This window comes from Pusillimonas caeni (assembly GCF_003545815.1).
GTDB lineage: Bacteria > Pseudomonadota > Gammaproteobacteria > Burkholderiales > Burkholderiaceae_B > Pusillimonas > Pusillimonas caeni.
The window spans coordinates 152,193-176,439 of sequence record NZ_PDUW01000002.1 but is presented as its reverse complement, the minus strand read 5'-3'; the positions used below and the strand labels follow the sequence as shown (position 1 = coordinate 176,439).

The following is a 24,247-nucleotide window of genomic DNA, read 5'->3' as shown; positions in this document are numbered from 1 at the left end:
CCCAACCCGTCAGGCCGAGCGCTGCAGATCTTCCACCTTGAAGCCCGCCACGCTTTTGTATCGATTGGATATCTCGAGCAGTTCGTCCCGAGTAATCACGTCTTCAATGCGCTCGAACGGCTTGCCGCCCGTGCGCTCGTGAACCTCTTTGAGTATCGTGTCGGGCGGCGCGACACGATTGAGCAGCACCACGTCGGTCGTCGCCTTGACCCTGATCCGGTCGTATTCGTTCAAGGCCCGCTCCGACACACCGTATTCGATCAGTTTTTCGGTAAGGCAGGCGACATCGAGTATGGCCTGGCCCGCCCCGTTTGAGCCGCGCGGCAGCATCGGATGCGCCGCATCGCCCAGCAACGTAACGCGTCCGAAGGTCCAGCGCGGGATCGGGTCTTGGTCGACCATGGGATATTCGAGGATCGGCTCGGTCTTTTCGATCATGCCGGCCACATCCAACCAGTCGAAGCGCCTGTCGTTAAAGTAAGAAAAGAAGTCCTCAAGTCGACCTGCGCGGCTCCAGTCGCGTTCGACAGGTGTATCGGATTCGGTCTCGGCCACCCAATTGATCAGCTGGTTGCCCTCGGCATCGATATTGTTGCGGATGGGATAGATCACCATCTTGCCAACCGGAATCCATCCTACCCGCACCATGCTGGCGCCGGTCAGGAAGGGCTTCATGGACGTGACGCCGCGCCACATGTTGACGCCCGAGAAGCGGGGAGCCCCCTCGTCGGGATATAGCTGCTTCCGAATCACTGAATGTACGCCGTCGCACCCGATGGCAATCGAGGCGCGTGCCTGGAAACTTGAACCGTCTTCGCTGCGGAAATGCACGGTGGCGCCATCCGTGTCATGGTCGACGCGCACGCAGCGGCTGTCCAGAACAATGGCGTCGTCTCCTAGCCTTTCGATCACGGTGCGGAACAGTATGTCGTGCAGGTCACCCCGATGAATAGAGAATTGCGGCCATCCATAACCGGCGGCCCGGCCAGCCGGCTCGCTAAGCACGAACTTGCCGTATTTGTCGAAGAAAATGGACTCTTGCGTGGTAACGCCCACCGCCGCCAGTTCGTCCAGCAGACCCAGCCCATCAAGCACCCGTACCGCGTGAGGTAGAAGATTGACTCCCGCGCCCAGTGGCTTGATCTCGGTCACTACTTCAAAAATACGGCATGAAATACCCGCGCGATGCAAGCTTAAGGCCAAAGTCAGGCCGCCGATTCCGGCTCCCACGATCAGAACTTCACAATCCTTGCTCATCCATCTTCCCCCATTTAGAGGCATACGCCTTCTCTACAGGCTCTATTTAATAGAAACGTGCAGTATTATGGAAACATGGTTTGCTAGTGAATTGAGAAGTAATTTTCATGAATGTTTCTTATCGCCAACTCAAGGCTTTCGTCACGACGGCTCGGTTATGCAACTTCACTAAAGCTGCCGAAGAGCTTCATCTGACGCAATCGGGCCTCAGCTTCATGATGCGGCAACTGGAAACGCAGCTTGACTGCCGGTTGTTCGAGCGCACTACGAGGCTGGTGGCCCTGACCCCAGCGGGGGAACACTTCCTGCCCGTTGCCCAGAACATCGTCGATTCCATGGACAAGGCCCACGAACAGTTGACTCAGCTTACCCTCGAAGCCCGCAACAAGCTGGTCATCGGGGTGACCCCCCTGGTGTCGACCAATGTGGTGCCCGCGGCGCGCAAGGCCTTCACCCACAAGCATCCCGATGCAAAATTGAATTTCGTGGCCACCAACCACGACCAGATCCAGGCGCTGGTCGCCGCCGGAGAAATAGATTTTGGGCTGGGCGCGCACTTTGACGAAGCTTCCGGCATAGATATTCAGCCCCTGTTCCAGTACAACCTGATGTGGATCACCCCCAGCCGCGCCCAAGACAGCGCGGCGCCCGATCTTGGCGCGGGCGTCGCGCCCTGGTCGGCGCTACGCGACGTCCCCCTGTTCGCCCTGCCCAGCGACAATCACATCCAGAAAGTAATCGAGAGCCACCTTTCGGACATTCGCAGACCTGACAAAGAGCAGGCCACGTTCAACAATCTGGAAATGCTCATCGCCATGGTGTCGGCCGGCGAAGGCACAGCCATTCTGCCCTCTTATTCAATAGCCGCCTGCCGGCGCCACGGCGTACAGACGGCCATCCTGACCGAACCTCGCGTTGCGATGGATTTCTATCGGATCACCCGGCGGGGACGGCATCCCGCCGAACTCATGGACGCTTTCACCGAAGCCTTCGTGGCCTCGATCCCCACGTAGACTACGGGCTTCCTATAGCGTCCCGGACTCGGCGGCCTGCTGCTGCAATGAGCGACCACTCGCTATCCGCAAAACCTCGACGGCATCAGCGCCGGCACCGCCTCGCCAGGACACCATCATGTCCGGCAAACGGGCTGCGGGCTTGGACGCCATAGGCGTCGTCATACATGGCGAGGTATTTGGCCGCTACGGGCTTGATCGGATTGTCGTCAGGCAATTGGGCGGCAAACAAGAAAGGGCCGGTGGGCGCCACGGCGCCCTCGGCGTGGGTGCCCCCAATGCGGATGAAGTCTCCGCTTACCGAACCGTGAGTGTTGTAGACCGTGCCCTTGTATCCCCTTTCGCTCAAGGCGATATGCGGCAACGCGCCCGGTGCTCCAGAGCCGCCCACCACTATCGCGTCGGGTTTGCCCGCAATGATTTTCAGTGCCTGAGTCGTAATGCTTACGTCATTGCGTTGGTAGCGCTCGTTGCTGGTCAGCCGGAGCCCCGGCACCACGTCCTGCTGCTCCAGCGTCTTGTATACGGCCTCCCCCCAGGCATCGGCGAAGCCGATGTAGCCTACGTTCCTGACATCTTCTTGCTTCATGTGCTCAAGCACGGCGCCCATCATGAGAGCCATGGGCTGCGGTATGCCGAATGCCCATGGGTGCTCGGCGCCATCAAGCTGCATCGGGCTAAGCGCAAGCAGCGGCAGCTGTGCTTCGGCCACCGCTTGCATCATGGCGCGAGTAACGGGCACCGAATTGGAGCCCACCAGCACGTCGACCTTGTTTTCGTCGATAAGCTTCTTGGCGTTGCGCACGCCCGTCGTCACGTCCGACGCGTCGTCCAGCACGATGTACTGTACCGGTTCGCCGGCGATCTCTTTAGGAAGAATTTCAAAGACGTTGCGATAAGGAATACCGAGCACCGCTCCCGGGCCTGTTGTGCTGACCACTACACCTACAGTCACCTGTGCCGCGGCCGTACCGCAGGATGCAAACAGGGCCGCGACCACTATCCCGTTCGCCAATTTACTAATGAGTTTCACGCCCGTCTCCTCGCAGTTTTCTTGTGATTCGGTTTGGGCAGTATTGGTCAGCAGCAAACCAACGACAAGTACAGCACGAGTTTCCCGGACATAACCTTCAGTTATAGGACGCAAAGGCTTGCCCTTGCCGCGACGGTATAAAGGCCTGAGTCCGGTGCAATACCGAATCCAGGCCTTCGGGCGTTACTTACGACTGTCCAATTATTGGACTGTTCTAGAGACGCTGCTTTTGTATCCTTCGTTCAGATGCCCAGGTACTGCGTCACCAATTCTGGCTGCTCCTGCAGCTCTTGCGACGTCCCATTCCAGACAATGCGACCCTTTTCGATCAGGTAGTGCCGATCGACTAGGTGGTGCATTTCCTTGAGGTTCTTGTCGATCAGCAAAATGGTCTGGCCCTCGGCCTTCAAGCGATTCAGGCAGCCCCAGATCTCTTGGCGTATGACGGGCGCCAGGCCCTCGGTGGCCTCGTCCAGGATCAGCAGGCGCGGGTTGGTCAGCAGGGCGCGGCCGATGGCCAGCATCTGCTGCTCGCCGCCCGACAGAGTGCGGGCCGACTGGTTGCGGCGCTCTTTCAGGCGCGGAAAAAGCTCATAGACCGCGTCCAGCGTCCAGCTGCCGCCGTAGTCGTTGCGCGAGGTGGCCACCAGATTCTCGTATACCGACAGCGAAGGGAATATCCGCCGGCCCTCGGGTACCAGGCCGAAGCCCAGCTTGGCAATGCGGTGCGGGCGCAGGCCGCTGATGACCTGGCCGTCGAACGAGATGCTGCCGCCCTTGACCGGCAGCATGCCCATCAGGGTGCGCACGGTGGTGGTCTTGCCCATGCCGTTGCGGCCCAGCAAGGAGACGACTTGGTGCGCCTGGATGTCAAGGTTCACCCCGAACAGCACCTGGGCGGCGCCATAGCCCGATTGCAGGTTTTCTGCGTGCAGCATCTCTATTCTTCCCTTCCCAGATAGGCATCGCGCACATCGCTGTCGCCGCGCACTTCGTCCGGGGTGCCGGTGAAGATGGGCTTGCCGTAGACCAGCACGGTAATGCGGTCGGCCAAAGCAAAAACGATGTCCATGTCGTGTTCGACCAGCAAAATGGCGTACTGACCCTTGAGCTCCAGCAGGATGTCCTTCATGCGCTGCGACTCTTCGGCGCCCAGGCCCGCCATGGGCTCGTCCAGCAGCAGCACCGAGGCATTCAGCGACAGGGCGATGGCCAGTTCGAGCTGGCGCTTTTCGCCGTGGGCCAATTCCGAAACGCGCAGATTGCCCCGCTCGGCCAGCCCCACCTGCTCGAGCGCCTTGCGCGCCGGCTCGCGCAGGTCCATCTGCTTGCGCGCGGCGCTGAACATGTCGAAACGCTTGGCCGACTGCGCCTGCACCGCCAGCGCGACGTTGTCCTCGGCGGTAAAGTCGTTGTACAGCTGGCTGATCTGGAAGGACCGCGCCAGCCCCACCGAGGCGCGCTTGTGCGCGGGCAGGCGGGTGATGTCCTGGCCGTCGAGCAGCACCTGGCCCGAATCGGGCATGAGCTCGCCGCTGATCTGCGAGATGAGCGTGGTCTTGCCGGCGCCGTTGGGGCCGATGAGCGCATGGATCTCGCCGGGCCGGACCTGGATGTTGACGTCGTTGGTGGCCACCAGCGCGCCGAAGGCCTTGCGCAGGTGGCGGATCTCGAGCTTGGGCGCCGTGGCGGCTTGAAGTGCTTCAGTCATGGCTGTTCCTCCCTGCCAGCCAGCCGAACAGTCCGCGCTTGCTGAACAACACGACGAGAATCAGGACCGGGCCCAGGAACAGCATCCAGTTCTCGGTCCAGGCGGTCAGGGCTTGCTCCAGGCCCAGGTACACGGCCGCACCCAGGATGGAGCCATAGATGGTGCCCATGCCGCCCAGCACGATCATGGCCATCAAGGTGCCCGACTTGAGCCAGGAAGCCATGTCCGGGCTTACGTACAAGGCGTAGTTGGCCCACAGCGCACCGGCCAGTCCCGCCCCGGCGGCCGAGATGACGAAGGCGGTGAGCTTGTAGCGCATGGGCGCATAGCCCAGGTTCACGTTGCGCCGCTCGTTTTGCTGGAAGCCGCGCAGCACCATGCCGAAGGGCGAATTGACGATGCGACGGCACAGCACCACCCACAGCGTCATCAGCGCCAGGCAGACGTAGTAGAAGATGGACGGATCGTCCATGTTCACGCCCGGGATGAGGTTGCGCGAGGTGACCGACATGCCGTCGTCGCCCCCGTAGGTGACCAGGCCCACCAGCACGAAATACAGCATCTGGGCGAACGCGAGCGTGATCATGATGAACTGCACGCCGCTGGTGCGCAGCGACAGAAAGCCCATGACCAGGCCCGTGAGCGCGGCCGCCAGCATGGCCAGCGGCCACATCACCAGCGCCGATTCGGAGCCCGCCCAGCCGAAGACGGTCTCGCCCATGCCCATGTGATAGGCAACGATGCCCACCACATAGCCGCCCAGGCCGAAGAAGGCCGCATGGCCGAAGCTGACCATGGCGCCGTACCCCAGGACCAGGTCCAGGCTGATGGCCGCCAGTGCGTAGATGACGAACTGGGTGCCCATGTTGATCAGGAAGCTGTTGTTCAGGCCGTTGGCCACCAGCGGCAGCACCAGCAGCACGGCGAAAATCAAAATGATGACGATGTTTTTCCGGGTCATTGCTTTACCTTTGTGCCGGAATCAGACCGCGCGGCTTGACCAGCAGCACCACGGCCATCAGGATGTAGATACTGGCCGACACCAGGCTGGAGCTGACCGAAGAACTGTACTCGGGCGGCAGCAGCTGGGACATCCAGATGGGGATGTAGGCCCGCCCGAACGAGTCGGTCATGCCCACTAGGATGGATCCCAGCAGTGCGCCGCGCACCGAACCCACGCCACCCACCACGATCACCACGAAGGTGGTGATCAGCACCTTCTCGCCCATGCCGATTTCCACCGCCAGCAGCGGCGCGGCCATGACGCCGGCAAAGCCGCACAGCAGCGCGCCCAGGGTGAACACCAGCATGAACAGGCGCCTGATATTGATGCCCAGCGCATCGACGATCTCGGCGTCGTCGGCTCCGGCGCGCACCAGCATGCCCACGCGGGTGCGGGAAATGAGCAGCCACAGGCCCACGGCGACGAGTACCCCGGCGCCGATGAAGGCCAGCCGCATGAGGGGGTAGCTGAATCCGGGCGCAAGCGGGACCGCGCCCGAGAGCAGCGGAGGAATGGCCACGAACGGCGGGCTGCGGCCAAAGACGAGGGTGACCAGGGCGTTGGTGAAGAAGATCACGCCCAGCGTGGCCAGCACCTGGTCCAGGTGATCGCGATGATACAGGCGGCTGATGATCAACCGCTCGACGATCAGGCCGTAGACGCCCGCGCCCACGATGGAGGCCAGGATGGCCACCGTGAACGAGCCGGTGATGGCCACGGCCGAGGCCGCGCAAAAAGCGCCCACCATGTAGAAGGAACCATGAGCCAGGTTCACGACGTTCATGATGCCGAAGATGAGGGTCAGACCGGCTGACAGCAGGAACAGCAAAGCGCTGTATTGCAGGCCGTTCATGGCCTGTTCCAGGAACAGATACATGGGAGGATCCCGTTTCTTGTGCGCGCGCCCGGATCAAGTCCGGGCGCGCGGTTTCAGGCGAACAGACTTACTTCATCTCGCATTGCGAGACGTAGGGATCGGTGTGGTCCTTGGCAATCGTGCTGATGGCCTTGTAGTCGAGCTTGCCGTCGCTGTTGCGCTCGACCCGCACCAGATACCAATCCTGGATGGGATAGTGGTTGGTGTTGAATTTGAAGTTGCCGCGCACGCTTTCGAAGTCGGCCTTGCGCAGCGCTTCGCGGAAGGCGTCGGGCTGGCCCTTGACGTCGCCGTTCACGGCCTTGAGCGCCGAGCCGATCAGGCGCGCGGTGTCGTAGGAGGTGGCCGCGTAGACGGTGGGACGGCGGTTGTACTCTTTTTCGAAGGCGGCCACGAAGGCCTTGCTGGCTTCGTTGTCCTGCTGGCTGGTCCATTGCGTGGTCAGGTAGTAGCCCTCGCCGGCGTCGCCCGAGGCGGCCAGCATGCGGTCGTCCATGGAGTACAGGGGAGTGACCATCTTGATGGACTTGTTCAGGCCCGAGTTGGCGAACTGCTTGGCAAAGTTGATGCCCGCGCCGCCCGGCAGGAACTCGAACACGGCATCCGGCTGCAGCGAGCGGATGCGGGCCAGTTCGACCGAGAAGTCGGACTGGTCGAGCTTGGTGTAGATCTCGGCCAGGATCTCGCCTTTGTAGGCGCGCTTGAAGCCGGTCAGTGCATCGCGCCCGGCCTGATAGGCGGGAGCCATGATGACGATCTTCTTGACGTCCAGCTGGTTGGCGGCGATGGCGGCCGTATCGCTGTACGAATCGTTCTGCATGGCTACCGAGAAGAAGTTCGGGCTGCAGGCCTTGCCGGCGAAATTGGACGGCCCCGCGTTCAGGCTGACGAAAAAGCCGTCTTTTTCTTTGACGACCGAAGGCACGACCGCCACCAGAACGTTCGAAAAATTGATGCCGGTAAAGAGGCGCACTCCGTCCTGAAGCATCTTCTCGGCCGACTGCTTGCCCGTGGCGGGCTTCAGGCCGTCGTCCTCGACGATCAGCCGTACGGGAACCCCGCCCAGCTTGCCGCCTTCTTCTTTGATGGCCAGTTGAAAGGCGTCGCGCTGGTCTTCGCCGATATAACCGGCCGGCGTGGACAAGGTGCCGATGAAACCGATGTCTACGGTTTCCTGGCCGTGAGCCAGCGTGGCGAATGCCGACAGGGCAAATGCCGCAGCCAGTTTGTTGATGTGCTTCATGAAGAGGCCTCCTGAGTCGCTTCTAGTCAATTATCGATTTTTATGCCGCGAAAACCTTGGGTTCGCGCGGTTTCCTGCTACGGCAGGGCATGACGCGCCACGAGAAAACTGCTTGCGGCGCGGCAAGATCAACGCCGCATTTTATAAAATTTTTATCTTTTTCGACAATATTAATTTGTATCGCGAGCAAAAACAAATCAGACCGCGGGCTATGCCGTGCAAAGAATCAGCGCGGTTCCAGGCAATTCGACTGGCGCCAGCCGTACAGCCACTCGAGCGAATCGTAGAAATAGCTTTGGGGCTTGTTCTTCCAGAGCAGATTGCGGACGCTGCGCTCGACGCCCTTGGCGTGATAGATGCGGCCCATTTCACGCGTCGACCACACGACACGCGCCGTGCGGGGAATGCGTACGCTTTCGTACAGCCGGAAAGCGGCGTCGAAATCGCCTTGGCTGCGGCCGATGGCCTCGCCCAGGGTGACGGCGTCCTCAAGCGCCATGCAGGCGCCCTGCGCCATGTACTGCGTCATGGGATGCGCGGCATCGCCCAGAATCGTGCAGCGTCCGGTGCCCCAGGCGTCGACCGGGTCGGCGTCGGCGGTGGCCCAGCGGCGCCACGACGTCGGCTTGTCGAGCATCTGCCGGGGCCGCGCATGGATGCCCTCGAAGTACGACAGCACTTCTTCCTTGCTGCCGTCGCGCACGCCCCATTCTTCCTCGTCCTTGCTGTGGAAAGTGACGACCAGGTTGTACTGCTTGCCGCCGCGCAGGGGATAGTGCACCAGGTGGCAGCGCGGGCCCGCCCACAGCATGGGCGCGTTCACCTGCAGGTCGGCGGGCATGTTTTCCTGGTCGACCACGGCGCGATAAACGACGTGGCCCGTTACCCGATGCTGGGCCCCGATGGTCTTGGCGCGAATGACCGACTTGACGCCGTCGCAGCCCACTACGGCATCGGCCCGGTAGACATTGCCCTCGGTATCGACGACTTCGACGCCGTCGGCCTTGACCTTGACGTCGGCAACATGGGTGGAAGTGCGGAATTCGATCAGGGGATCGTGCTGCACCGCTTCGTAGATCGACAAGTGGATGTCGGCGCGATGGATGACCGCATACGGCCCGCCGAACTTCTCGCGGAAAGCCTCGCCGGTTTCGATGCGCACGACTTCCTGGGCGTCGATCGCGTCCATCATGATGATGTGATCGGTAAACACCGCCCGCTTGCGCGCCGCCTCGCCCACGCCCAACGCGTCGAGCGCGGCGAAGGCGTTGGGGCCAAGCTGGATGCCCGCGCCGATTTCCCCGATTTCCGCCGCCTGTTCCAGCAGCAGCACCTGGATATTGCGGCGCGTCAACGCCAGGGCCGCGGCCAGGCCGCCGATACCGCCGCCCACCACAATGACTTTCTGTTTTGCTGCATTCGCCATGTCAGTCCTTCTTTTTGGTGCCGCGTACCGGCGGCGCCCGTTTTTTGCGTCTTTACCGGCTGCGCAGCCGAGGCGGGGGGCATGCCCCCGCCGGCCTACTTCTGGAAGTCCGGCTGCTGGGCCGGCGCCGCCTGCTGGAAGGCCGGCAGCGTATTGCAGTGCTCGTACACCGCCAGGACGCGCGGATAGGCACTGAGGTCGCAGCCCATGCGCGAGGCGTTGGCCACCTGGGGAACCAGGCAGCAGTCGGCCAGCGACACCTGTCCGCCCACGCAGAAATCGCCCGAATTCGTCCGCTCGAGCATTTTCTCGAGCGACTGGAACCCTTCGGCGATCCAGTGCTTGTACCAGTCGTTCTTGGCCTCTTCGCTGACGCCCAGCTCTTTGACCAGGTAGCGCAGCGCCCGCAGGTTGTTCAGCGGGTGCATGTCGCAGGAGATGAGGTTGGCGATCTCGAGCACCCGTGCGCGCTGCCTCAGGTCTTGAGGAATCAGGCGCGGCTCGGGATACTTGGCATCCAGGTAGTCGATGATGGCCAGCGACTGGCCCAACTCGAAACCGTCATCGTCCAGCAGCGGCACGCTGGCGCCCGGGTTCTTGGCCACGTAGCCGGGCTCCTTGTGCTCCATGACCCGGATGTTGACCGGCTTCAGCGTAAAGTCCAGGTTCTTGAGCCCCAGCGCGATGCGCACCCGATACGAGGTGGAGCTGTTGAAAAAGCTGTACAAGTCCATGCTTACACCACTTTGACCGACAGCGTGCCCAGCCCTTGGACCGAGCCCACCATGAGGTCGCCGGCCACCACCGCGCCCACCCCTTCGGGCGTGCCGGTGTAGATCAGGTCGCCCGGCTCCAGGCGGAAAAAGCGCGACAGGTAGCTGACCGTCTCGGCCACCGACCAGATCAGCTTGTCGATGCCGCTGTTCTGCTTGGTCTGGCCATTGACCTCGAGCTTGATGCCGGCCTGCTCCAGGTGGCCGACCTGCTCGGCGCGGTACAGCGGCCCGATGGGCGCGCTGCGGTCGAACGCCTTGCCGATTTCCCATGGGCGGCCGGCTTCACGCATCTTCATTTGCAGATCGCGGCGCGTCATGTCCAGGCCCACGGCATAGCCCCAGACGTGGCTCAGCGCCTCTTCCTGGGAAATGTTCGAGCCGCCCTTGCCGATGGCCGCCACCAGCTCGATCTCGTAGTGGTAGTTGCTGGTCTCGGACGGATAGGCCAGCTCGAGCGTCTGGCCCTCGGCCACGGGCACCACCGCGTCGGCCGGCTTGCAGAAAAAGAACGGCGGCTCGCGATCCGGATCGAAGCCCATTTCGCGCGCGTGCGCCGCGTAGTTGCGCCCCACGCAATAGACGCGGCGAACCGGAAACGTATCGGAGCTGCCCTGCACGGGAACGGCTACGACTTCAGGCGGATTGACGACGTATGACATGATGGAATCTCTTTGAAATTAGTGGTATGTAAGAAAGGCTCAATCGATACGCTCTTCGCGCAGCAGGCCCAGCGCCGACTGTATCGGCCTGTCAGAGTAGCTGAAAAGCACGGTTTCTTCATCGGCCTGCAGCTGGATCGGATACCAGGACGGCGCCACGAAAACGTCGCGCGGCGTGAAGTCGAACTTTTGCTCGCCGATGCGCACCGAGCCGCGCCCTTCCACCACGCTGAACACCGTGGCGTCGGTGCTGCGATAGGTCTTGCCCTGGAAGCCCTTGGGCAGCAGCTGCATGAAGGTGGCCATGGTGGGCATGGCATAGCCGCCCGTCGCCGGATTGACATAGCGCAGCTTGACGCCGTCCCAGGCGTCGATGTCGCCATGGCGCTGCAATTGATCCAGGGCTTCGCGGGTGCGCGAATAAGGGTAATTGAAAATAGGCGACGTCATCGTGCTGGGCTGGTAGCGCACCGGCAGCATGTTGTAGCCGTAGCGCGCCAGGGAATCTCCCTCCGGCCGGACCAGGGGCTGCTCGGCCTCGGGGTAGGGCTCGGCAAAGCCGGTGCCCAGCATGCGGATGAACGGGATGTCGAGGCCGTCGAGCCAGACCACGGGTTCGCCGCCGTCGGCCACCGCCATATTGCCGTGGTCGTGCCAGGTCCAGGAAGGCGTGATGATGAAGTCGCCGGGATGCATGGTGGTGCGCTCGCCGTTGACGGCGGTGTACGCCCCCGTGCCTTCGACGATGAAACGCAGGGCCGACTGCACGTGGCGGTGGCTGGGCGCGATTTCGTCGGGCAGGATCAGTTGCAGGCCGGCATACAGCGTGGGCGTGATGGCCGCCTGGCCCCGCAGGCCGGGGTTTTCGAGAATCAGGACGCGGCGCACGGCTTCTTCGGCGGTAATCAGCCGGCCGGCCTCCATGATGTCGTCGCGCACGGCATCGTAGCGCCACAGCGCGGGCACACAGTCGGTGGCCGGCGATGCCGGCACCAGGCTGTGCAGCGACTCCCACAAGGGGGTCATGTCTTTCTTGTCGATGCGGGCGTAGTACTCGTCGCGCGCGGACTGCTGGATGGTTGCTTCAGTCATTGACGTCTCCTGCCCCGCGCGGCCTGGAAGGGCGCGGGCGCGTTATTTCTCTATGGGATCACTGTGCAATATACGACTTTTGCCTTCGATTGTGTTTGTTTTGGTATACGAAAGAAAATGAAATATTCGTATTAAACATATCGAATTGAGTATGGATCGGCCGGGATGCCGCCATTCTTTCCGAAACCCTCTCTTCATTGTAGGTAAACGTACATCGTGATAGACTTTCCGTGATACGGCACATTGTTCTGCATTACGGAATAACTTGCCCAGATTCGTCGCTTTCCACAGCCCCTCTTCCATCCTCACTGCGAGACTAAGGCAATGGCTCCCGACATGCTGGACCCCGCGCGCACCGCGCTGCTGTTCTTCGACATGCTCAATGGGCACATCAAGAAGAACGATGCCAAGACCGACGCGCGCTACAAGCCGGTGATCGCCGCCGCAGTGCGTCTGCTCGACGAAGCCCGGCAGCACCGCATGATGGTGGCCTACGCGGCCGCCAACCATCGGGCGGACAACCTCACCAGCGCCCACACCGTGCGTGACACCGACGGCCGGCTCAATCCCATCCCCTTGGATCGGCCGCCCGAGTTCAAGCCGGTCGTCGCCGGCGGCTCCTGGGAAGCCGCCGTCATCGATGAGATCGCGCCCGCGCCCGAAGATTATCTGGTCCCCAAATACCGCTGGAGCGCCTTCTACCAGACCTATCTCGATCTGGCCCTGCGCACCCGCGGCATCGACACCCTGATCATCGCAGGCGGATCGACCGACGTGGGTGTGGCCAGTACGGCGTATTCGGCCCGCGATATGGACTACAACCTGGTATTCGCCCGCGACGCCTGCACTTCGCCCGAAACCGACAACCACGACCAGTTCATGCGCCGCATCTTTCCGCGCATGGGCCGGGTGCGCAACGTCGAAGAGATTGCCGGCATGATCCGGGCCGGCGCAGCGGCATAGCCTCCGACAATACAGCGTCGGCTACCGAGCCGCGGCCTGGCGCGGCGCCGCCGTAGGCGGTGTATATCTCTTACGAAGCCGCCGGGCCGCATGGGCGGCCGAACAGCCATGGCTCCTGCCCGGCCCGTCCTTGCTCATAGCGCCGGATGGCATCGGCATCGGCCAAAGTGATGGCAATGTCGTCCAGCCCTTCCAGCAGGCTGCGCTTGCGTGACGGATCGATCTCAAAGCTCAGCGCTTCCCCGGTGGGCGTCGCGATGGTCTGGGCGGCCAGGTCGATCGACAGGCAATAGCCTTCGTTCGCCTCCACTTCATTGAACAGCCGATCGATGGCCGCCGCATCCAGCGCGATGGGCAGGATACCGTTCTTGAAACAGTTGTCGTAGAAGATGTCGGCGAAACTCACAGCCAGGATGGCGCGAAAGCCATAGTCGAGTATGGCCCAGGGGGCATGCTCGCGGCTGGAACCGCAGCCGAAGTTTTCGCGCGTCAGCAGAATCCGAGCGCCTTGATAACGGGGCTGGTTCAAGGAAAACTGCGGATTCTGCCGCCGGCTGGCGGGGTCCTGGCCCAGCTCGCCGGCATCCAGAAAGCGCAGTTCGTCGAACAAATGCCTGCCGAAACCCGTGCGCACGATGGCCTTGAGAAACTGCTTGGGCACGATGGCATCGGTGTCGACGTTATTGCGGTCCAAGGGGGCCACCAGGCCCGTCAATGAAGTAAAGGCTTCCATGTGCGCCCCGTCAGAATTGGGTGATGTCGACGAAATGGCCGGCAATTGCGGCCGCAGCCGCCATGGCGGGGCTGACCAGGTGCGTGCGTCCTCCCGCCCCCTGGCGCCCTTCGAAATTGCGGTTGGAGGTCGAGGCGCAGCGTTCGCCCTTCCCCAGCCGGTCGGCGTTCATGCCCAGGCACATGGAACAGCCCGGCTCGCGCCATTCGAAGCCCGCGTCGATGAACACCTGGTGCAGGCCTTCGGCCTCGGCCTGGCGCTTGACCGGCCCTGAACCCGGAACGACCAGAGCCTGCCTGATGCTCGAGGCGCGGCGGCGCCCTTTGACGACGGCGGCGGCCGCGCGCAGGTCTTCGATCCGGGAGTTGGTGCATGACCCGATGAAGACCTTGTCCAGCTCGATCTGCTCGATCGGCGTTCCCGCCGCCAGCCCCATGTAGGCCAACGCCGTCTTCATGTTGCCGCATCGTACGGGGTCGGCTTCCTGCTCGGGGTCGGGCACGCGGCCGTCCACGGGCGCCACCATTTCGGGCGTGGTTCCCCAGGTGACCATGGGCCGCAGACGCGAGGCGTCGATGTCCACGACCCGCTCGAACGCGGCGCCCTCGTCGCTGACCAGCGTGCGCCAATACGCTTCGGCGGCCTCCCACTGCTCGCCCTTCGGCGCCAGGGGGCGGTCCTTCACATAGGCGATGGTCTTATCGTCCACCGCAACCAGGCCGACCCGCGCCCCCGCTTCGATGGCCATATTGCACAGGGTCATGCGCCCTTCCATCGAGAGTTCTCTGATGGCTTCGCCCGCGAACTCGATCGCATAGCCGATGCCGCCGGCGGTTCCCACCTGGCCGATGATGTTGAGGATGAGGTCTTTGGCGCTGAGGCGCTCCGGCAGGACGCCACGGACCCTGACCAGCATTGGCTTCATGCGCTTGATGGACAGGCATTGCGTCGCCAGCACGTGCTCGGCCTCGGACGCGCCCACTCCGAACGCCAGGGCCGCAAAGGCGCCATGGGTGCTGGTGTGCGAATCTCCCGCCACGACCGTCGTTCCGGGCAGGGTGAAGCCCTGCTCGGGTCCGATGACGTGGACAATGCCCTGGCGTCCGTCGTCCAGGCCGAACTCGGTGATGCCGAAGTCGGCGCAATTGCGCGTCAGTTGGTCGACCTGAATGCGCGACAGGGGGTCGCTGATGCCGTCCGCCCCGCTGCGGCGCTCGGCCTGCGTGGTGGGCACGTTGTGATCCGCCGTGGCCAGCACGGTTTCAGGCCGCCAGGCCTTGCGCCCCGACAGCCGCAAACCCTCGAACGACTGGGGGCTGGTGACGTCATGCACCAATTGACGGTCGATATACAGCAGCGACGGTCCGCCGGACTCTTCTTTGACGAGATGCCGCTCCCAGAGCTTGTCGAATAGCGTGTGCGCGTCGGCCGCCTTTCCGGTCTCCGCTTGTGTGGCAGTAGTCATGAGTGTCTCCGTCCATAAAGCCGTCCCGCTTTCGCGAAAACGGCCGCCTCGCCCGGCCTGCGCGGCCGCTGGTTCGATGTTTACTGGCTCAGGCGCCCTGCGCAGCCTTCGCGGCGGGCACAGGATAGCGTCGCGTCCAGGGCCCCGCCTTGACCACCTGGCCGGGGATGTCGTGCTGGACGATGTCGGGCAGCTGCCGGGCCCGCACCAGCAAAGCCTCCAGATCGACGCCGGTGTCGTATCCCATGGCTTCGAGCATGTGCACCATGTCCTCGGTGCAGACGTTGCCGCTGGCTCCGGGCGCGAACGGGCATCCGCCCAGGCCGCCGAGCGAGGCATCGAAGCGGTCGATGCCCGACTGCGCGGCCGCCAGCACATTGGCCAGCCCCATGCCGCGGGTGTTATGGAAGTGCGCGGTAAAGACCATGTCCGGCCAGCGCTGCCTGGCGGCGTCGCACACCCGCGCCACCTGGGCGGGATTGGCCATGCCCGTGGTGTCGCACAGCGTCACCCCGTCCACGCCCATGTCCACGAACCGGGCGACCGTGTCCAGCACGCGGGACAAGGGCACTTCTCCATCGAAAGGACAGCCGAAGGTAGTGGACAACGAGGCGTTCAGGCGGACCCGGCCGCCGACCGCGGCAACGATCTGTTCGAACTGCTCCAGCGACTGCTGCGGAGTCATGCGCAAATTGGCCATGTTGTGGCTGTCGCTGGCCGACATCACCAGATTGATCTCGTCCACCCCGCAGGAGAGGGCGCGCTCGCAGCCGCGCATGTTCGGCACCAGCGCCGCATACTCGACGCCGGGCACGCGGTCGATCCGGCACATGACGGCCTCGGCATCCGCCAGCGCCGGAATCGCCTTGGGGGAAGTAAACGACGTGACCTCTATCTTGGCCAGTCCCGTGCGGCTCAAACCATTGATGAATTCGACCTTCCGGTCCGTCGGGATGAAAATCGGCTCCATCTGGAAGCCGTCGCGAACCGAGACTTCCTGAATATAGATTCGCTTTCCGTTCTTTGAAAGATTACTCACATTCCACCTCTTTGCTGTCCATCCGCCCGTGTCCACGAGCTTGCCATCCGCCTCTCAGACCAGCCCCGCCTGGCGCAGTTTTTCCAGCTGCTCGGCCGTCACGCCGATGGAATCCAGCACCTCTTGGGTGTGCTGCCCGAGTTCCGGCCCTATCCACCGGGTACGGCCCGGCGTGGCGCTGAGCTTGGGCACGACGCCCGGCAGGCAAATCTCCGACCCGTCGGGCAGCGGATGCTTCTGCAACATGTCGCGCGCCTGGAAATGGGCGTCGTTCATGATGTCTTCGGCCGTGTAGATGCGCCCGCAGGGCACGGAGGCCTCGTTCAATACTTTCAGCGCTGTCTCGAGGTCGTTGGCCGCGGTCCAGTCGCCGATGACGCCGTCCAGCATTTCGGTCTGCCTGGCGCGCCCGTCGTTGTGGGCCAGGGCGGGATCCTCGGCCAGGTCGGGGCGGCCGATGGCGGTCATGAGGCGGCGGAATATGCCGTCGCCGTTGCCCGCCACCGCCACGTAGTTGCCGTCGCCGCACAGATAGGTGTTGGAGGGCACGATGCCCGGCAGCGCCGAGCCGGTGCGCTCGCGTATGTGCCCGGTCTTGGCGTATTCGGGAATCAGACTTTCCATCACGGCGAACACCGCCTCGTACAGAGCCACGTCGATGTACTGTCCCTTGCCGCCATTGACCTTGAGATGATGCATGGCCATCAGCGCGCCCACCGTGCCGTACAGCGACGCCAGGGTGTCGCCCAGGCTGACGCCCACCCGCACCGGCGCCCGGTCGGGATAGCCGGTGACGTAGCGCAGGCCGCCCATGCATTCCGCGATCGCGGCAAAACCCGGCCTCTGGCTGGCCGGCCCCGTCTGCCCATAGCCCGATATGCGAACCATGATCAGGTTCGGGTTGATGGCCGAAAGCTGCTCCCAGCCTATACCCCATTTTTCCAGCGTGCCGGGCCGGAAGTTCTCGACCACGATGTCGGCTTCGCGCGCAAGCTTGCGCACGATCTCCTGGCCTTCTTCAGCCTTGAGGTCCAGCGTCACCGACTTTTTATTGCGGCTTTGGGTGTACCACCACAGCGACGTGCCCTCGTGCAGCTTGCGCCACTTGCGCAAGGGGTCGCCGGTGCCCGGGGGCTCGATCTTGATGACCTCGGCCCCGAATTGGGCCAGCAGCGCGCTGGCGTAGGGGCCCGCAATCAAGGAACCCAGCTCCAGCACCTTGACGCCCGCAAGCGGCATCTCCGGGGTCGATGAGTTGTCCTGCATAGTCGATTCCTCTTCTTCTGAATGGCTAATGATGGCCGCTCGCTTCAGAGCGGTAAAGAACTGGTTTACGATGCTACCATCGCGAATGGCGATGGCCAGACCGCCGCAAGGTGACCCGATGACTCCAGACCCCAAATCCCTGCGCTTGTTCGTCAGCGTGCTCAAGCATGGCACCATCGCCGCCGCGGCCGAGCACGAGCACACCGCCGCCGCGGCCGTCAGCCGGCGCATCAGCGACCTGGAGGAACAACTGGGCGTCGCCCTGATCGTGCGCAGCAACAAGGGCGTCAGCCCGACGCCGGCGGGGCGCGCCCTGCTGAACATGTCGCATCGCGTCCTGCACGATCTGGACAGCATCCAGGCCCAGATGCACGACTATGCCGTCGGCATGAAAGGCTATATACGCATCTTCGCCAACATTTCGGCCATGCACCAGTTCATGCCCAGGGAACTCAGCGCCTTCCTGGCGGACAATCCCCTGGTCCAGATCGACCTGGAGGAACGCGTCAGCACCGCCATCGCCGAAGCCGTGGCCGACAACAATGCCGACGTGGGCGTGCTGGTGGTCGATACCCCTCTCGAGGGAGTCGAGTACCTGCCCTACAAAGAGGACGACCTGGTGGTGATCGTGCCCGCGTCCCATCCCCTGGCCGGCAAAGAACGCGTCCGTTTCGCCGACACGCTCGACTATGACTACGTCGGCCTGCCCCCCGGCAGCCAGATGAATCTGCACCTGATGCGCACCGCGCGCGAACAGGGACGCACCTGGCGCTATCGGTTCCAGGTTTCGAGCTACGACTCGCTGTGCCTGATGGTGGAATCGGGCCTGGGCGTGGGCATGCTGCCCCGCCGCATCGCCCTCGCCTATGCCAAAGCCCTCGACATCGAGCTGCTGGGCCTGGACGAGCCCTGGTCGCACCGCCAGCTGCATGTGTGCATACGCTCGTACGACGCCCTCTCGCCCGCCGCCCGGCTGCTGGTGGAACGCATGACGGGAACAGGACGGGACGCCGGCTGAACCGACAAGAATCCCCCAAAGCCAAAGGCTTGGGGGGATTTTCCTGCCCGCCGGTGCGTCGGTCCGGCCGTCAGGCCGCCCGGACCGCTACTTTCATGCTTCCGATCTTGTCGAACTCCGCGACCATGACGTCGCCCGCGGCCACAGGGCCCACTCCCTCTGGAGTGCCCGTGAAAATGACATCGCCAGGATGCAAAGTATAGAAAGACGACGCGAACTCGATGAGCTCGGGAATTCCAATTACCAGGTCCTTGGTATTCGCGCGTTGTTTTACTTCGCCATTGACGGCGATCTGGAAGTCCAGATTGGCCGGATCGGCAATTTCATCCGCTGTTACCAGCCAGGGGCCCAGCACGCTGTAGCTGTCGACGGACTTGCGCATGCTGCGCTCTTCGGGACCACGCACGGTCATGTCCAGCCCGATGCAATAACCGGCGATATGGTGCCAGGCGTCGGCAGGCGATATTCCAGCCCCTTTCTTGCCGATGACGACCGCCAATTCGATTTCGTGGTCATTGCGCCGCTCCGGATGGCGCACCGCCACACCCTCCGCGGCGCCGACCATGGAGCTGTTCGCTTTCAGAAACAAGCCAATGCGTTGAATCTCCTCGACCTTGCCGTTGTGATGGACGCCGGGATCCGCCCGGGCCTCTTCCAGATGCTTGATGTAGTTCACGGGAGCGGCGATCAGTTTTCCTGGATTGGCAACCGGGCTCAACAACTGCACGTCTTCCAGGGCCAGCTGTCCGGCCGAAGGCAAGAGCGTTTCGATTTCTTTACGCACCCGATCGAGATTGGCGATCAGGGGATCGAAGCTCGGCAGCGGGTAGCGACTGGCGGGCAACACATCCAGCGCGGCAGTCACATCGAATACCAGGCCGTCCTTGACGACGCCCAGACGATTTTCATTAAAACGACAAATACGCATGTATAAATCCCTATTGATTTCAATGATTGCTTGTCAGCGGCTCAAGGCTTGGACGCGCCGGGACGGGGCCGGCCGCCCCATTCCATATCCAGTCCAGGCACTTATAGGAGTCTTCGGCTGTACGTCCTTCCAACTGCGCATTGCGCACATCGCGCCCGATTCCTTCTTCGTGATAGAACTTCCAGACCTCACGCCCCTCCAATTGAATCCGCGCGGTCCGCAGGGCGCGCTGCTTTGAAAATTCAGCGAAGGCGTCTTCGTATCCGTGACGATCGAGCAGATCGGCAATGCAGCCCGCATCCTCGATGGCCATTCCCGCGCCCTGCGCGTAGGATTGCAGAACCGGATGCGCGGCATCTCCGAGAAGCACGATCCGGCCACGGTTCCATCGCCTTACGGGATTTCTGTCCGCGATCACCCACCGCCGCTCCAGGTCCATCAGCGCGAGAACGCCTTTCAAGGCAGGATGGGCGTTGGCATAAACGTGCTGCACGTCTTGCTCGTGGGTTACGTACTGATCGCCATGCTGCGGAGCCGGGTCCTTGAACACCGCGACAATGTTGAACAAGGTGCCCTGTCGCAACGGATAGTGCACGACATGGTAGCCAGGCCCACTCCATAGAACCACATCTTTCTTGTGAGGGAAATCCGCGGGAATGTCGGCCATGTCGACGATGGTTCGATGTGCGACGTAACCTATCGGGCACAGACCGTCTTTCACCAGCAGTTCGCGAGCGCGGCTTTTGAGGCCATCGGCGGCGATCAAGGCCGCAGCTTCGAATGTCCGGCCATCCGAACACGTGACGCGCACATGGTCGCCCAGGTCTTCGTGCGCAACGACCGCCGCGTTGACGGTGACTTCGATGCCGGGAGTCTTGAGACAAGCCTCCAGCAAGACATTGTGGATGTCGGCCCGATGCACCACGACGTAAGGGTTGCGAAACCGCTGCCTGTATCCTGGTGTCGTCACCGGAATATCGATCAGCGTCCGCCCGTCGTCCGCATCGATCATGCAGACGGAATCCGGAAAGTCGGCAATGGACTTTACCGAATCGGCAATGCCGAGTTGTTCGAACACATTGAAAACATTGGGCCCCAACTGTATTCCATAGCCGATTGCGGAAATTTCGTGGGCCTGCTCCAGCACGTGCACGGAGCGGCCTTTCCGGGCGAGCGCTATGGCTGTCGTAAGGCCTCCTATGCCTCCACCCACAATTAAAACTGTATTACGCGAATTCAACACGGCCTCCTGTAGTAGGAGCATGCCAAGCCACTGAACTTCTCAATCGCGCCACACATGCTCGTGACGCATCGTCCGTGATTTACGTGTTGCCCGTCAATAAAGCAGCGTTGATTGCCCCTATAAGGGATTTGAATGGATGGGAGAGCCGGGCATGTCGAGGAAGGTGTTGAACATGATCTGGCGCAGCCAGCAATTTCCCGGCTCTCGATGAAAGCGTTCATGCCAATACTGCCTGACTTCGTAAGACGGGCTGGCTACCGGGATTTTCAAAACCTGCACCCGGCCGCCGTACGCTAGTGCCTGAGCCAGCCGCGCCGGCACGATCGCCAGCAAGTTGGTCATGGAAACGGTTTGCCCGATTCCCAGAAATGACGAGACCTTGACCTTGATCCGGCGGCGCACGCCCTGTTTCTCGAGTTCTTTATCGAGCAGGGAATAACCGGTGGCGGGAGCTTCAAGCGCCACATACGCTTCGGACATTAATTGCGCCTTGGTCAGCTGGCCTTGCACGCGGGGATGATCGGCCCGGGCAACGCAAGCGTAGTGCTCGGTAAACAGGCGCTGTTGATAAATTCCCGTATGCAAGTCGGCGGCAAACCCCACGGCGACATCCAGCTCGCCGGCCTCGAGCATATGACCGACCTCATGATCCAGATCCACCGATTCGACGCTGAGCTGCGGCGCCCTTTCTTCGAACAATGCAAGCAATTGCGGCAACAGGGCCATCTGCGCAACGTTGGTCAGGCCCAAGCGAAAAGTGCGGCTCGACGTGGCGGCGTCGAAGTCCTCATGGCGAGCCTCATTCGGAGCAAGAAGAGTCAGCGCCTCGTCTATGCCCGGCAATAAGCTTTCTAAATAGGGAGTCGGCATCATGCCCACCGAGGTCCGCACAAAAAGCGCATCGCCGAAATGACGCCTCAGATGGCCCAGACGCACGCTGATGGCCGGTTGGCTAAGGCCAACCGGCCCGACCGAAGAAGATATGCCGCGCGTCTTGTAGATTTCTTTAAGGATGAGAAGATCAGAGACATCTAGGTTTGCCATGGCGACCGATTAGCGAGCTGTATTTAAAAATACGATAGAACTTATCAAGGTTACTTTATTGCCGACTCGAGAACAACAGGCCAGACTTGATCCAAACATACAACTTAGGAGACACAACATGGCAGGTATTACCCAACTCCCCGCGTTCGCCCAACCGACGGTTCCCGGTGGATTCCGCAGCGATGCGGAAAAGCCCCGTCGGCAGAGGCGATCGATCGTCCAGGCCGCCCTGATCGGCGCGACGCTGGCCGTGGCGGGGTTGCCGGTAAGCTCCGCATCGGCAGCGGACGACACCTTCAAGGTCGGTCTCGTTCTGCCCATGACCGGCCCCTTCGCCTCGACGGGCCGGCAGGTCGAGAACGGCGTGCGAACCTATCTGCACCAGTACGGCACCGAAGTCGCCGGCCGCAAAGTTGAAATACTGCTGCGCGACGATGCGGGAGACCCGGCCAACAGCAAAAGGCTCGCCCAAGAACTGCTCGTCACCCGCAAGGTCGATGTGCTGGCCGGTTTCGGCCTGACCCCGCTCGCCTTGGCCGTTGCGCCCATGGCAACGCAAACCAAGACTCCCATGGTCATCATGGCGGCCCAAAGCCTGGCGGTGATCAACGCCTCGCCATATGCGATCCGAACCAGCGGAACCATTCCGCAGGTAACGATGGGCTCCGCTGTATGGGCCGGCAAGCACGGCCTCAAAGAGGTCGCCACGCTGGTTCCCGATTACGCGCCGGGCCATGAGTCGGAAAAAGCCTTCAAAGAGTTCTTCAACGGCCCGGACCAGAAGATCGCCAGCGAAATACGCGTGCCCATGGCCAATCCCGACTTCGCGCCCTTCGTGCGCCGGATAAAGGACCAGAAGCCCGATGCCTTGTATGTCATGCTGCCGGCCGGACCCGGCGCGGCCTTTCTCAAAGAATACGCGGCGCGCGGCCTGGCCAAGGCCGGCATTCCCTTATTGGCCCACGGGGCTGTAACCGACGACGATTTTCTGAATGAATCCGGCGACGAGGCGCTGGGCATTATCACGTCCGACTATTATTCAGCGGCGCACCCGTCCGAAATGAATAAAAAATTCGTTGCCGACTTCAAGCAGTTGAACAATGGAGAAAGGCCGAACTTCTTCGCGGTGGCGGGATACGACGGCATGCACGTCATCTATAACGCAATCAAGACCGCAGAAGACGCGAGCAATGGCGATGCGCTGCTGGGCGCCATGAAAAACCAAAGCTTCGAAAGCCCTCGCGGACCGGTCACCGTAGACCCTGAAACCCGCGATTTCGTCCAGAACATTTATATACGCAAGGTAGAGCGTGTGGACGGCGAACTGTACAACGTCGAGTTCGACACGATTGAAAATGTCCTGAACACGGGTAAAACCAAATAAACGACCGTTCATCGATTCGGCACGGGCCGTGGCGGATCGATGAACTCGAAGGCGTTGCGCCAACGTAAAAATCCCCCAAGCGTCAATGACGCTTGGGGGATTTTTCATCCAAGCCGCTGGAGCGGTGTCGCCGGCCTGGAATACTTCAAAGGCCAGGCGGGCTGCGGAGCGGTTAGATGACGCGTGCGGCCTCGAGCAGGCGCACCACCGTCCACGACTTGTCGCGGCTGATGGGGCGGCCTTCTGCGATTTCGACCATATCGCCTTCGTTGTACTGATTGGTTTCATCATGCGCTTTGTAGCGATTGGAGCGGATGATGATCTTGCCGTAGACAGGATGCTTGACGCGGCGTTCGACGCGGACGACGACCGTCTTGTCCATCTTGTTGCTGACGACTTTGCCGATCAGCGTACGTTGACGCTTGGCGGTTTGTGTTGTTTGAGTTTCGCTCATTTTACTTTCCTGCCTTCTCAGTCAAAAGGGTGCGGACGCGCGCGATGTCGCGGCGGACCTTGCCCAGTTGGCTGGTGTTGGAGAGTTGCTGAGTGGCGCGCTGCATGCGCAGGCCGAATTGCGCCTTCAGCAGGCTCTCGAGCTCGGTCTGGAGCTCGGCGGCATCTTTGGTGCGGAGTTCGCTGGCTTTCATGAGATCTCCTTAAGCGCCGACATGCCGCGACACGAAGGTCGTGGAAATGGGCAGCTTGGCGGCGGCCAGACGGAATGCTTCGCGCGCGAGTTCTTCGCTGACGCCTTCCATTTCGTAGATGACCTTGCCGGGTTGAATTTCTGCGACCCAGAACTCGGGATTGCCTTTACCGTTACCCATACGGACTTCCGCAGGCTTCTGGGAAATGGGCTTGTCCGGGAAGACGCGAATCCAGATACGGCCGCCGCGCTTGATGTGGCGGTTGATCGCACGACGCGCAGCCTCGATCTGGCGAGCGGTCAGGCGGCCGCGGCCGGTGGCCTTCAGGCCGAACTCGCCGAACGACACCTGTGCACCGCGAGTCGCCAGGCCGGTGTTACGGCCTTTGTGCTCTTTGCGATACTTTCTGCGTGAGGGTTGCAACATG

At 62.1% G+C, this 24,247-nt stretch carries 25 protein-coding genes; 4 read left to right on the top strand and 21 right to left on the bottom strand.

Annotated elements, in window-relative coordinates; translation table 11 throughout:
• Positions 1-9 precede the first annotated feature (9 nt).
• A complete protein-coding gene (locus CSC67_RS04505) occupies positions 10-1,257 on the bottom strand; it encodes a flavin-dependent oxidoreductase (protein WP_118993336.1) in 1,248 nt (415 codons plus the stop codon).
• A 107-nt stretch (positions 1,258-1,364) separates the two neighbouring features.
• On the opposite strand from CSC67_RS04505, the gene CSC67_RS04500 reads away from it, so the two are divergent.
• On the top strand, positions 1,365-2,270 hold the full coding sequence (locus CSC67_RS04500) for a LysR family transcriptional regulator (protein ID WP_118993335.1): 906 nt from the start codon (positions 1,365-1,367) through the stop codon (positions 2,268-2,270).
• An 85-nt stretch (positions 2,271-2,355) separates the two neighbouring features.
• Here CSC67_RS04500 and CSC67_RS04495 read toward each other — a convergent pair whose 3' ends face one another.
• From CSC67_RS04495 to gtdA, 10 genes are all read right to left on the bottom strand, one after another.
• Positions 2,356-3,303 (bottom strand): ABC transporter substrate-binding protein, encoded by a 948-nt coding sequence (locus CSC67_RS04495; protein WP_167752755.1) that lies wholly within the window; start codon positions 3,301-3,303, stop codon positions 2,356-2,358.
• Positions 3,304-3,545: 242 nt separating this feature from the next.
• On the bottom strand, positions 3,546-4,241 hold the full coding sequence (locus CSC67_RS04490) for an ABC transporter ATP-binding protein (protein WP_118993333.1): 696 nt from the start codon (positions 4,239-4,241) through the stop codon (positions 3,546-3,548).
• Positions 4,242-4,243: 2 nt separating this feature from the next.
• Positions 4,244-5,014 carry an ABC transporter ATP-binding protein gene (locus CSC67_RS04485; protein WP_118993332.1) on the bottom strand — a complete coding sequence of 257 codons (771 nt, stop codon included), beginning with the start codon at positions 5,012-5,014 and terminating at the stop codon, positions 4,244-4,246.
• The gene (locus tag CSC67_RS04480; protein ID WP_118993331.1) at positions 5,007-5,975 is read right to left on the bottom strand and encodes a branched-chain amino acid ABC transporter permease; all 969 of its coding nucleotides are present in this window, start codon (positions 5,973-5,975) and stop codon (positions 5,007-5,009) included. Before CSC67_RS04480 ends, CSC67_RS04485 begins: the two co-directional genes overlap by 8 nt.
• A 4-nt stretch (positions 5,976-5,979) precedes the next feature.
• The gene (locus CSC67_RS04475) at positions 5,980-6,894 is read right to left on the bottom strand and encodes a branched-chain amino acid ABC transporter permease (protein ID WP_118993330.1); all 915 of its coding nucleotides are present in this window, start codon (positions 6,892-6,894) and stop codon (positions 5,980-5,982) included.
• 67 nt (positions 6,895-6,961) lie between these two features.
• Positions 6,962-8,137: an ABC transporter substrate-binding protein gene (locus CSC67_RS04470; RefSeq protein ID WP_118993329.1), complete on the bottom strand. Its 1,176-nt coding sequence runs from the start codon at positions 8,135-8,137 to the stop codon at positions 6,962-6,964.
• A gap of 226 nt (positions 8,138-8,363) precedes the next feature.
• On the bottom strand, positions 8,364-9,563 hold the full coding sequence (locus tag CSC67_RS04465) for a 3-hydroxybenzoate 6-monooxygenase (RefSeq protein ID WP_118993328.1): 1,200 nt from the start codon (positions 9,561-9,563) through the stop codon (positions 8,364-8,366).
• Between the two features lie 95 nt (positions 9,564-9,658).
• Complete coding sequence (gene maiA / locus CSC67_RS04460; RefSeq protein WP_118993327.1) at positions 9,659-10,297, bottom strand: maleylacetoacetate isomerase; 639 nt, start codon at positions 10,295-10,297, stop codon at positions 9,659-9,661.
• 2 nt (positions 10,298-10,299) lie between these two features.
• Positions 10,300-10,998, bottom strand: a complete 699-nt coding sequence (locus tag CSC67_RS04455) for a fumarylacetoacetate hydrolase family protein (RefSeq protein WP_118993326.1) — start codon at positions 10,996-10,998, stop codon at positions 10,300-10,302.
• 39 nt (positions 10,999-11,037) lie between these two features.
• The gene (gene gtdA / locus CSC67_RS04450) at positions 11,038-12,090 is read right to left on the bottom strand and encodes a gentisate 1,2-dioxygenase (protein WP_118993325.1); all 1,053 of its coding nucleotides are present in this window, start codon (positions 12,088-12,090) and stop codon (positions 11,038-11,040) included.
• Positions 12,091-12,414: 324 nt separating this feature from the next.
• On the opposite strand from gtdA, the gene CSC67_RS04445 reads away from it, so the two are divergent.
• Entirely contained in the window at positions 12,415-13,053 is a 639-nt protein-coding gene (locus CSC67_RS04445) for a cysteine hydrolase family protein (RefSeq protein ID WP_118993324.1), read from the top strand.
• Positions 13,054-13,123: 70 nt separating this feature from the next.
• Here CSC67_RS04445 and leuD read toward each other — a convergent pair whose 3' ends face one another.
• The 4 genes from leuD to CSC67_RS04425 form a co-directional block, all read right to left on the bottom strand.
• On the bottom strand, positions 13,124-13,786 hold the full coding sequence (gene leuD / locus CSC67_RS04440; RefSeq protein WP_118993323.1) for a 3-isopropylmalate dehydratase small subunit: 663 nt from the start codon (positions 13,784-13,786) through the stop codon (positions 13,124-13,126).
• A gap of 10 nt (positions 13,787-13,796) precedes the next feature.
• Positions 13,797-15,251 carry a 3-isopropylmalate dehydratase large subunit gene (leuC, locus tag CSC67_RS04435; protein WP_118993322.1) on the bottom strand — a complete coding sequence of 485 codons (1,455 nt, stop codon included), beginning with the start codon at positions 15,249-15,251 and terminating at the stop codon, positions 13,797-13,799.
• An 88-nt stretch (positions 15,252-15,339) separates the two neighbouring features.
• Positions 15,340-16,290, bottom strand: coding sequence for a hydroxymethylglutaryl-CoA lyase (locus CSC67_RS04430; RefSeq protein WP_118993321.1), 951 nt, complete (start codon positions 16,288-16,290; stop codon positions 15,340-15,342).
• Positions 16,291-16,344: 54 nt separating this feature from the next.
• On the bottom strand, positions 16,345-17,556 hold the full coding sequence (locus tag CSC67_RS04425; RefSeq protein WP_167752754.1) for a CaiB/BaiF CoA transferase family protein: 1,212 nt from the start codon (positions 17,554-17,556) through the stop codon (positions 16,345-16,347).
• Positions 17,557-17,674: 118 nt separating this feature from the next.
• Here CSC67_RS04425 and CSC67_RS04420 point away from each other — a divergent pair, with 118 nt between their 5' ends.
• Positions 17,675-18,574 carry a LysR substrate-binding domain-containing protein gene (locus CSC67_RS04420; RefSeq protein WP_118993320.1) on the top strand — a complete coding sequence of 300 codons (900 nt, stop codon included), beginning with the start codon at positions 17,675-17,677 and terminating at the stop codon, positions 18,572-18,574.
• Between the two features lie 70 nt (positions 18,575-18,644).
• Here CSC67_RS04420 and CSC67_RS04415 read toward each other — a convergent pair whose 3' ends face one another.
• The 3 genes from CSC67_RS04415 to CSC67_RS04405 all read right to left on the bottom strand — a co-directional run bounded on the left by CSC67_RS04415 (position 18,645) and on the right by CSC67_RS04405 (position 21,789).
• Positions 18,645-19,502, bottom strand: coding sequence for a fumarylacetoacetate hydrolase family protein (locus CSC67_RS04415; protein WP_118993319.1), 858 nt, complete (start codon positions 19,500-19,502; stop codon positions 18,645-18,647).
• 19 nt (positions 19,503-19,521) lie between these two features.
• Entirely contained in the window at positions 19,522-20,766 is a 1,245-nt protein-coding gene (locus CSC67_RS04410; protein WP_118993318.1) for an FAD-dependent monooxygenase, read from the bottom strand.
• A 96-nt stretch (positions 20,767-20,862) separates the two neighbouring features.
• Entirely contained in the window at positions 20,863-21,789 is a 927-nt protein-coding gene (locus CSC67_RS04405; protein ID WP_118993317.1) for a LysR family transcriptional regulator, read from the bottom strand.
• 118 nt (positions 21,790-21,907) lie between these two features.
• Between CSC67_RS04405 and CSC67_RS04400 the strand changes: the two genes are divergently transcribed.
• Positions 21,908-23,173: an ABC transporter substrate-binding protein gene (locus CSC67_RS04400; protein ID WP_209304269.1), complete on the top strand. Its 1,266-nt coding sequence runs from the start codon at positions 21,908-21,910 to the stop codon at positions 23,171-23,173.
• A 172-nt stretch (positions 23,174-23,345) separates the two neighbouring features.
• On the opposite strand, the gene rpsQ is transcribed toward CSC67_RS04400, so the two are convergent.
• Genes rpsQ through rplP form a run of 3 tightly spaced genes read right to left on the bottom strand, consistent with a single transcriptional unit; the run spans position 23,346 to position 24,246 of the window.
• The gene (gene rpsQ / locus CSC67_RS04395; RefSeq protein ID WP_118993316.1) at positions 23,346-23,627 is read right to left on the bottom strand and encodes a 30S ribosomal protein S17; all 282 of its coding nucleotides are present in this window, start codon (positions 23,625-23,627) and stop codon (positions 23,346-23,348) included.
• A gap of 1 nt (position 23,628) precedes the next feature.
• A complete protein-coding gene (gene rpmC / locus CSC67_RS04390) occupies positions 23,629-23,820 on the bottom strand; it encodes a 50S ribosomal protein L29 (RefSeq protein WP_017523969.1) in 192 nt (63 codons plus the stop codon).
• Between the two features lie 9 nt (positions 23,821-23,829).
• On the bottom strand, positions 23,830-24,246 hold the full coding sequence (rplP, locus tag CSC67_RS04385) for a 50S ribosomal protein L16 (protein ID WP_118993315.1): 417 nt from the start codon (positions 24,244-24,246) through the stop codon (positions 23,830-23,832).
• Position 24,247 lies beyond the last annotated feature (1 nt).

Coding starts and splice junctions, on each gene's coding strand:
- CSC67_RS04505 (WP_118993336.1), bottom strand. CDS start 1,257: ATGAGCAAGGATTGTGAAGTTCTGATCGTGGGAGCCGGAATCGGCGGC.
- CSC67_RS04500 (WP_118993335.1), top strand. CDS start 1,365: ATGAATGTTTCTTATCGCCAACTCAAGGCTTTCGTCACGACGGCTCGG.
- CSC67_RS04490 (WP_118993333.1), bottom strand. CDS start 4,241: ATGCTGCACGCAGAAAACCTGCAATCGGGCTATGGCGCCGCCCAGGTG.
- CSC67_RS04485 (WP_118993332.1), bottom strand. CDS start 5,014: ATGACTGAAGCACTTCAAGCCGCCACGGCGCCCAAGCTCGAGATCCGC.
- CSC67_RS04480 (WP_118993331.1), bottom strand. CDS start 5,975: ATGACCCGGAAAAACATCGTCATCATTTTGATTTTCGCCGTGCTGCTG.
- CSC67_RS04475 (WP_118993330.1), bottom strand. CDS start 6,894: ATGTATCTGTTCCTGGAACAGGCCATGAACGGCCTGCAATACAGCGCT.
- CSC67_RS04470 (WP_118993329.1), bottom strand. CDS start 8,137: ATGAAGCACATCAACAAACTGGCTGCGGCATTTGCCCTGTCGGCATTC.
- CSC67_RS04465 (WP_118993328.1), bottom strand. CDS start 9,563: ATGGCGAATGCAGCAAAACAGAAAGTCATTGTGGTGGGCGGCGGTATC.
- maiA (WP_118993327.1), bottom strand. CDS start 10,297: ATGGACTTGTACAGCTTTTTCAACAGCTCCACCTCGTATCGGGTGCGC.
- CSC67_RS04455 (WP_118993326.1), bottom strand. CDS start 10,998: ATGTCATACGTCGTCAATCCGCCTGAAGTCGTAGCCGTTCCCGTGCAG.
- gtdA (WP_118993325.1), bottom strand. CDS start 12,090: ATGACTGAAGCAACCATCCAGCAGTCCGCGCGCGACGAGTACTACGCC.
- CSC67_RS04445 (WP_118993324.1), top strand. CDS start 12,415: ATGGCTCCCGACATGCTGGACCCCGCGCGCACCGCGCTGCTGTTCTTC.
- leuD (WP_118993323.1), bottom strand. CDS start 13,786: ATGGAAGCCTTTACTTCATTGACGGGCCTGGTGGCCCCCTTGGACCGC.
- leuC (WP_118993322.1), bottom strand. CDS start 15,251: ATGACTACTGCCACACAAGCGGAGACCGGAAAGGCGGCCGACGCGCAC.
- CSC67_RS04425 (WP_167752754.1), bottom strand. CDS start 17,556: ATGCAGGACAACTCATCGACCCCGGAGATGCCGCTTGCGGGCGTCAAG.
- CSC67_RS04420 (WP_118993320.1), top strand. CDS start 17,675: ATGACTCCAGACCCCAAATCCCTGCGCTTGTTCGTCAGCGTGCTCAAG.
- CSC67_RS04415 (WP_118993319.1), bottom strand. CDS start 19,502: ATGCGTATTTGTCGTTTTAATGAAAATCGTCTGGGCGTCGTCAAGGAC.
- CSC67_RS04410 (WP_118993318.1), bottom strand. CDS start 20,766: ATGCTCCTACTACAGGAGGCCGTGTTGAATTCGCGTAATACAGTTTTA.
- CSC67_RS04405 (WP_118993317.1), bottom strand. CDS start 21,789: ATGGCAAACCTAGATGTCTCTGATCTTCTCATCCTTAAAGAAATCTAC.
- CSC67_RS04400 (WP_209304269.1), top strand. CDS start 21,908: ATGGCAGGTATTACCCAACTCCCCGCGTTCGCCCAACCGACGGTTCCC.
- rpsQ (WP_118993316.1), bottom strand. CDS start 23,627: ATGAGCGAAACTCAAACAACACAAACCGCCAAGCGTCAACGTACGCTG.
- rpmC (WP_017523969.1), bottom strand. CDS start 23,820: ATGAAAGCCAGCGAACTCCGCACCAAAGATGCCGCCGAGCTCCAGACC.
- rplP (WP_118993315.1), bottom strand. CDS start 24,246: ATGTTGCAACCCTCACGCAGAAAGTATCGCAAAGAGCACAAAGGCCGT.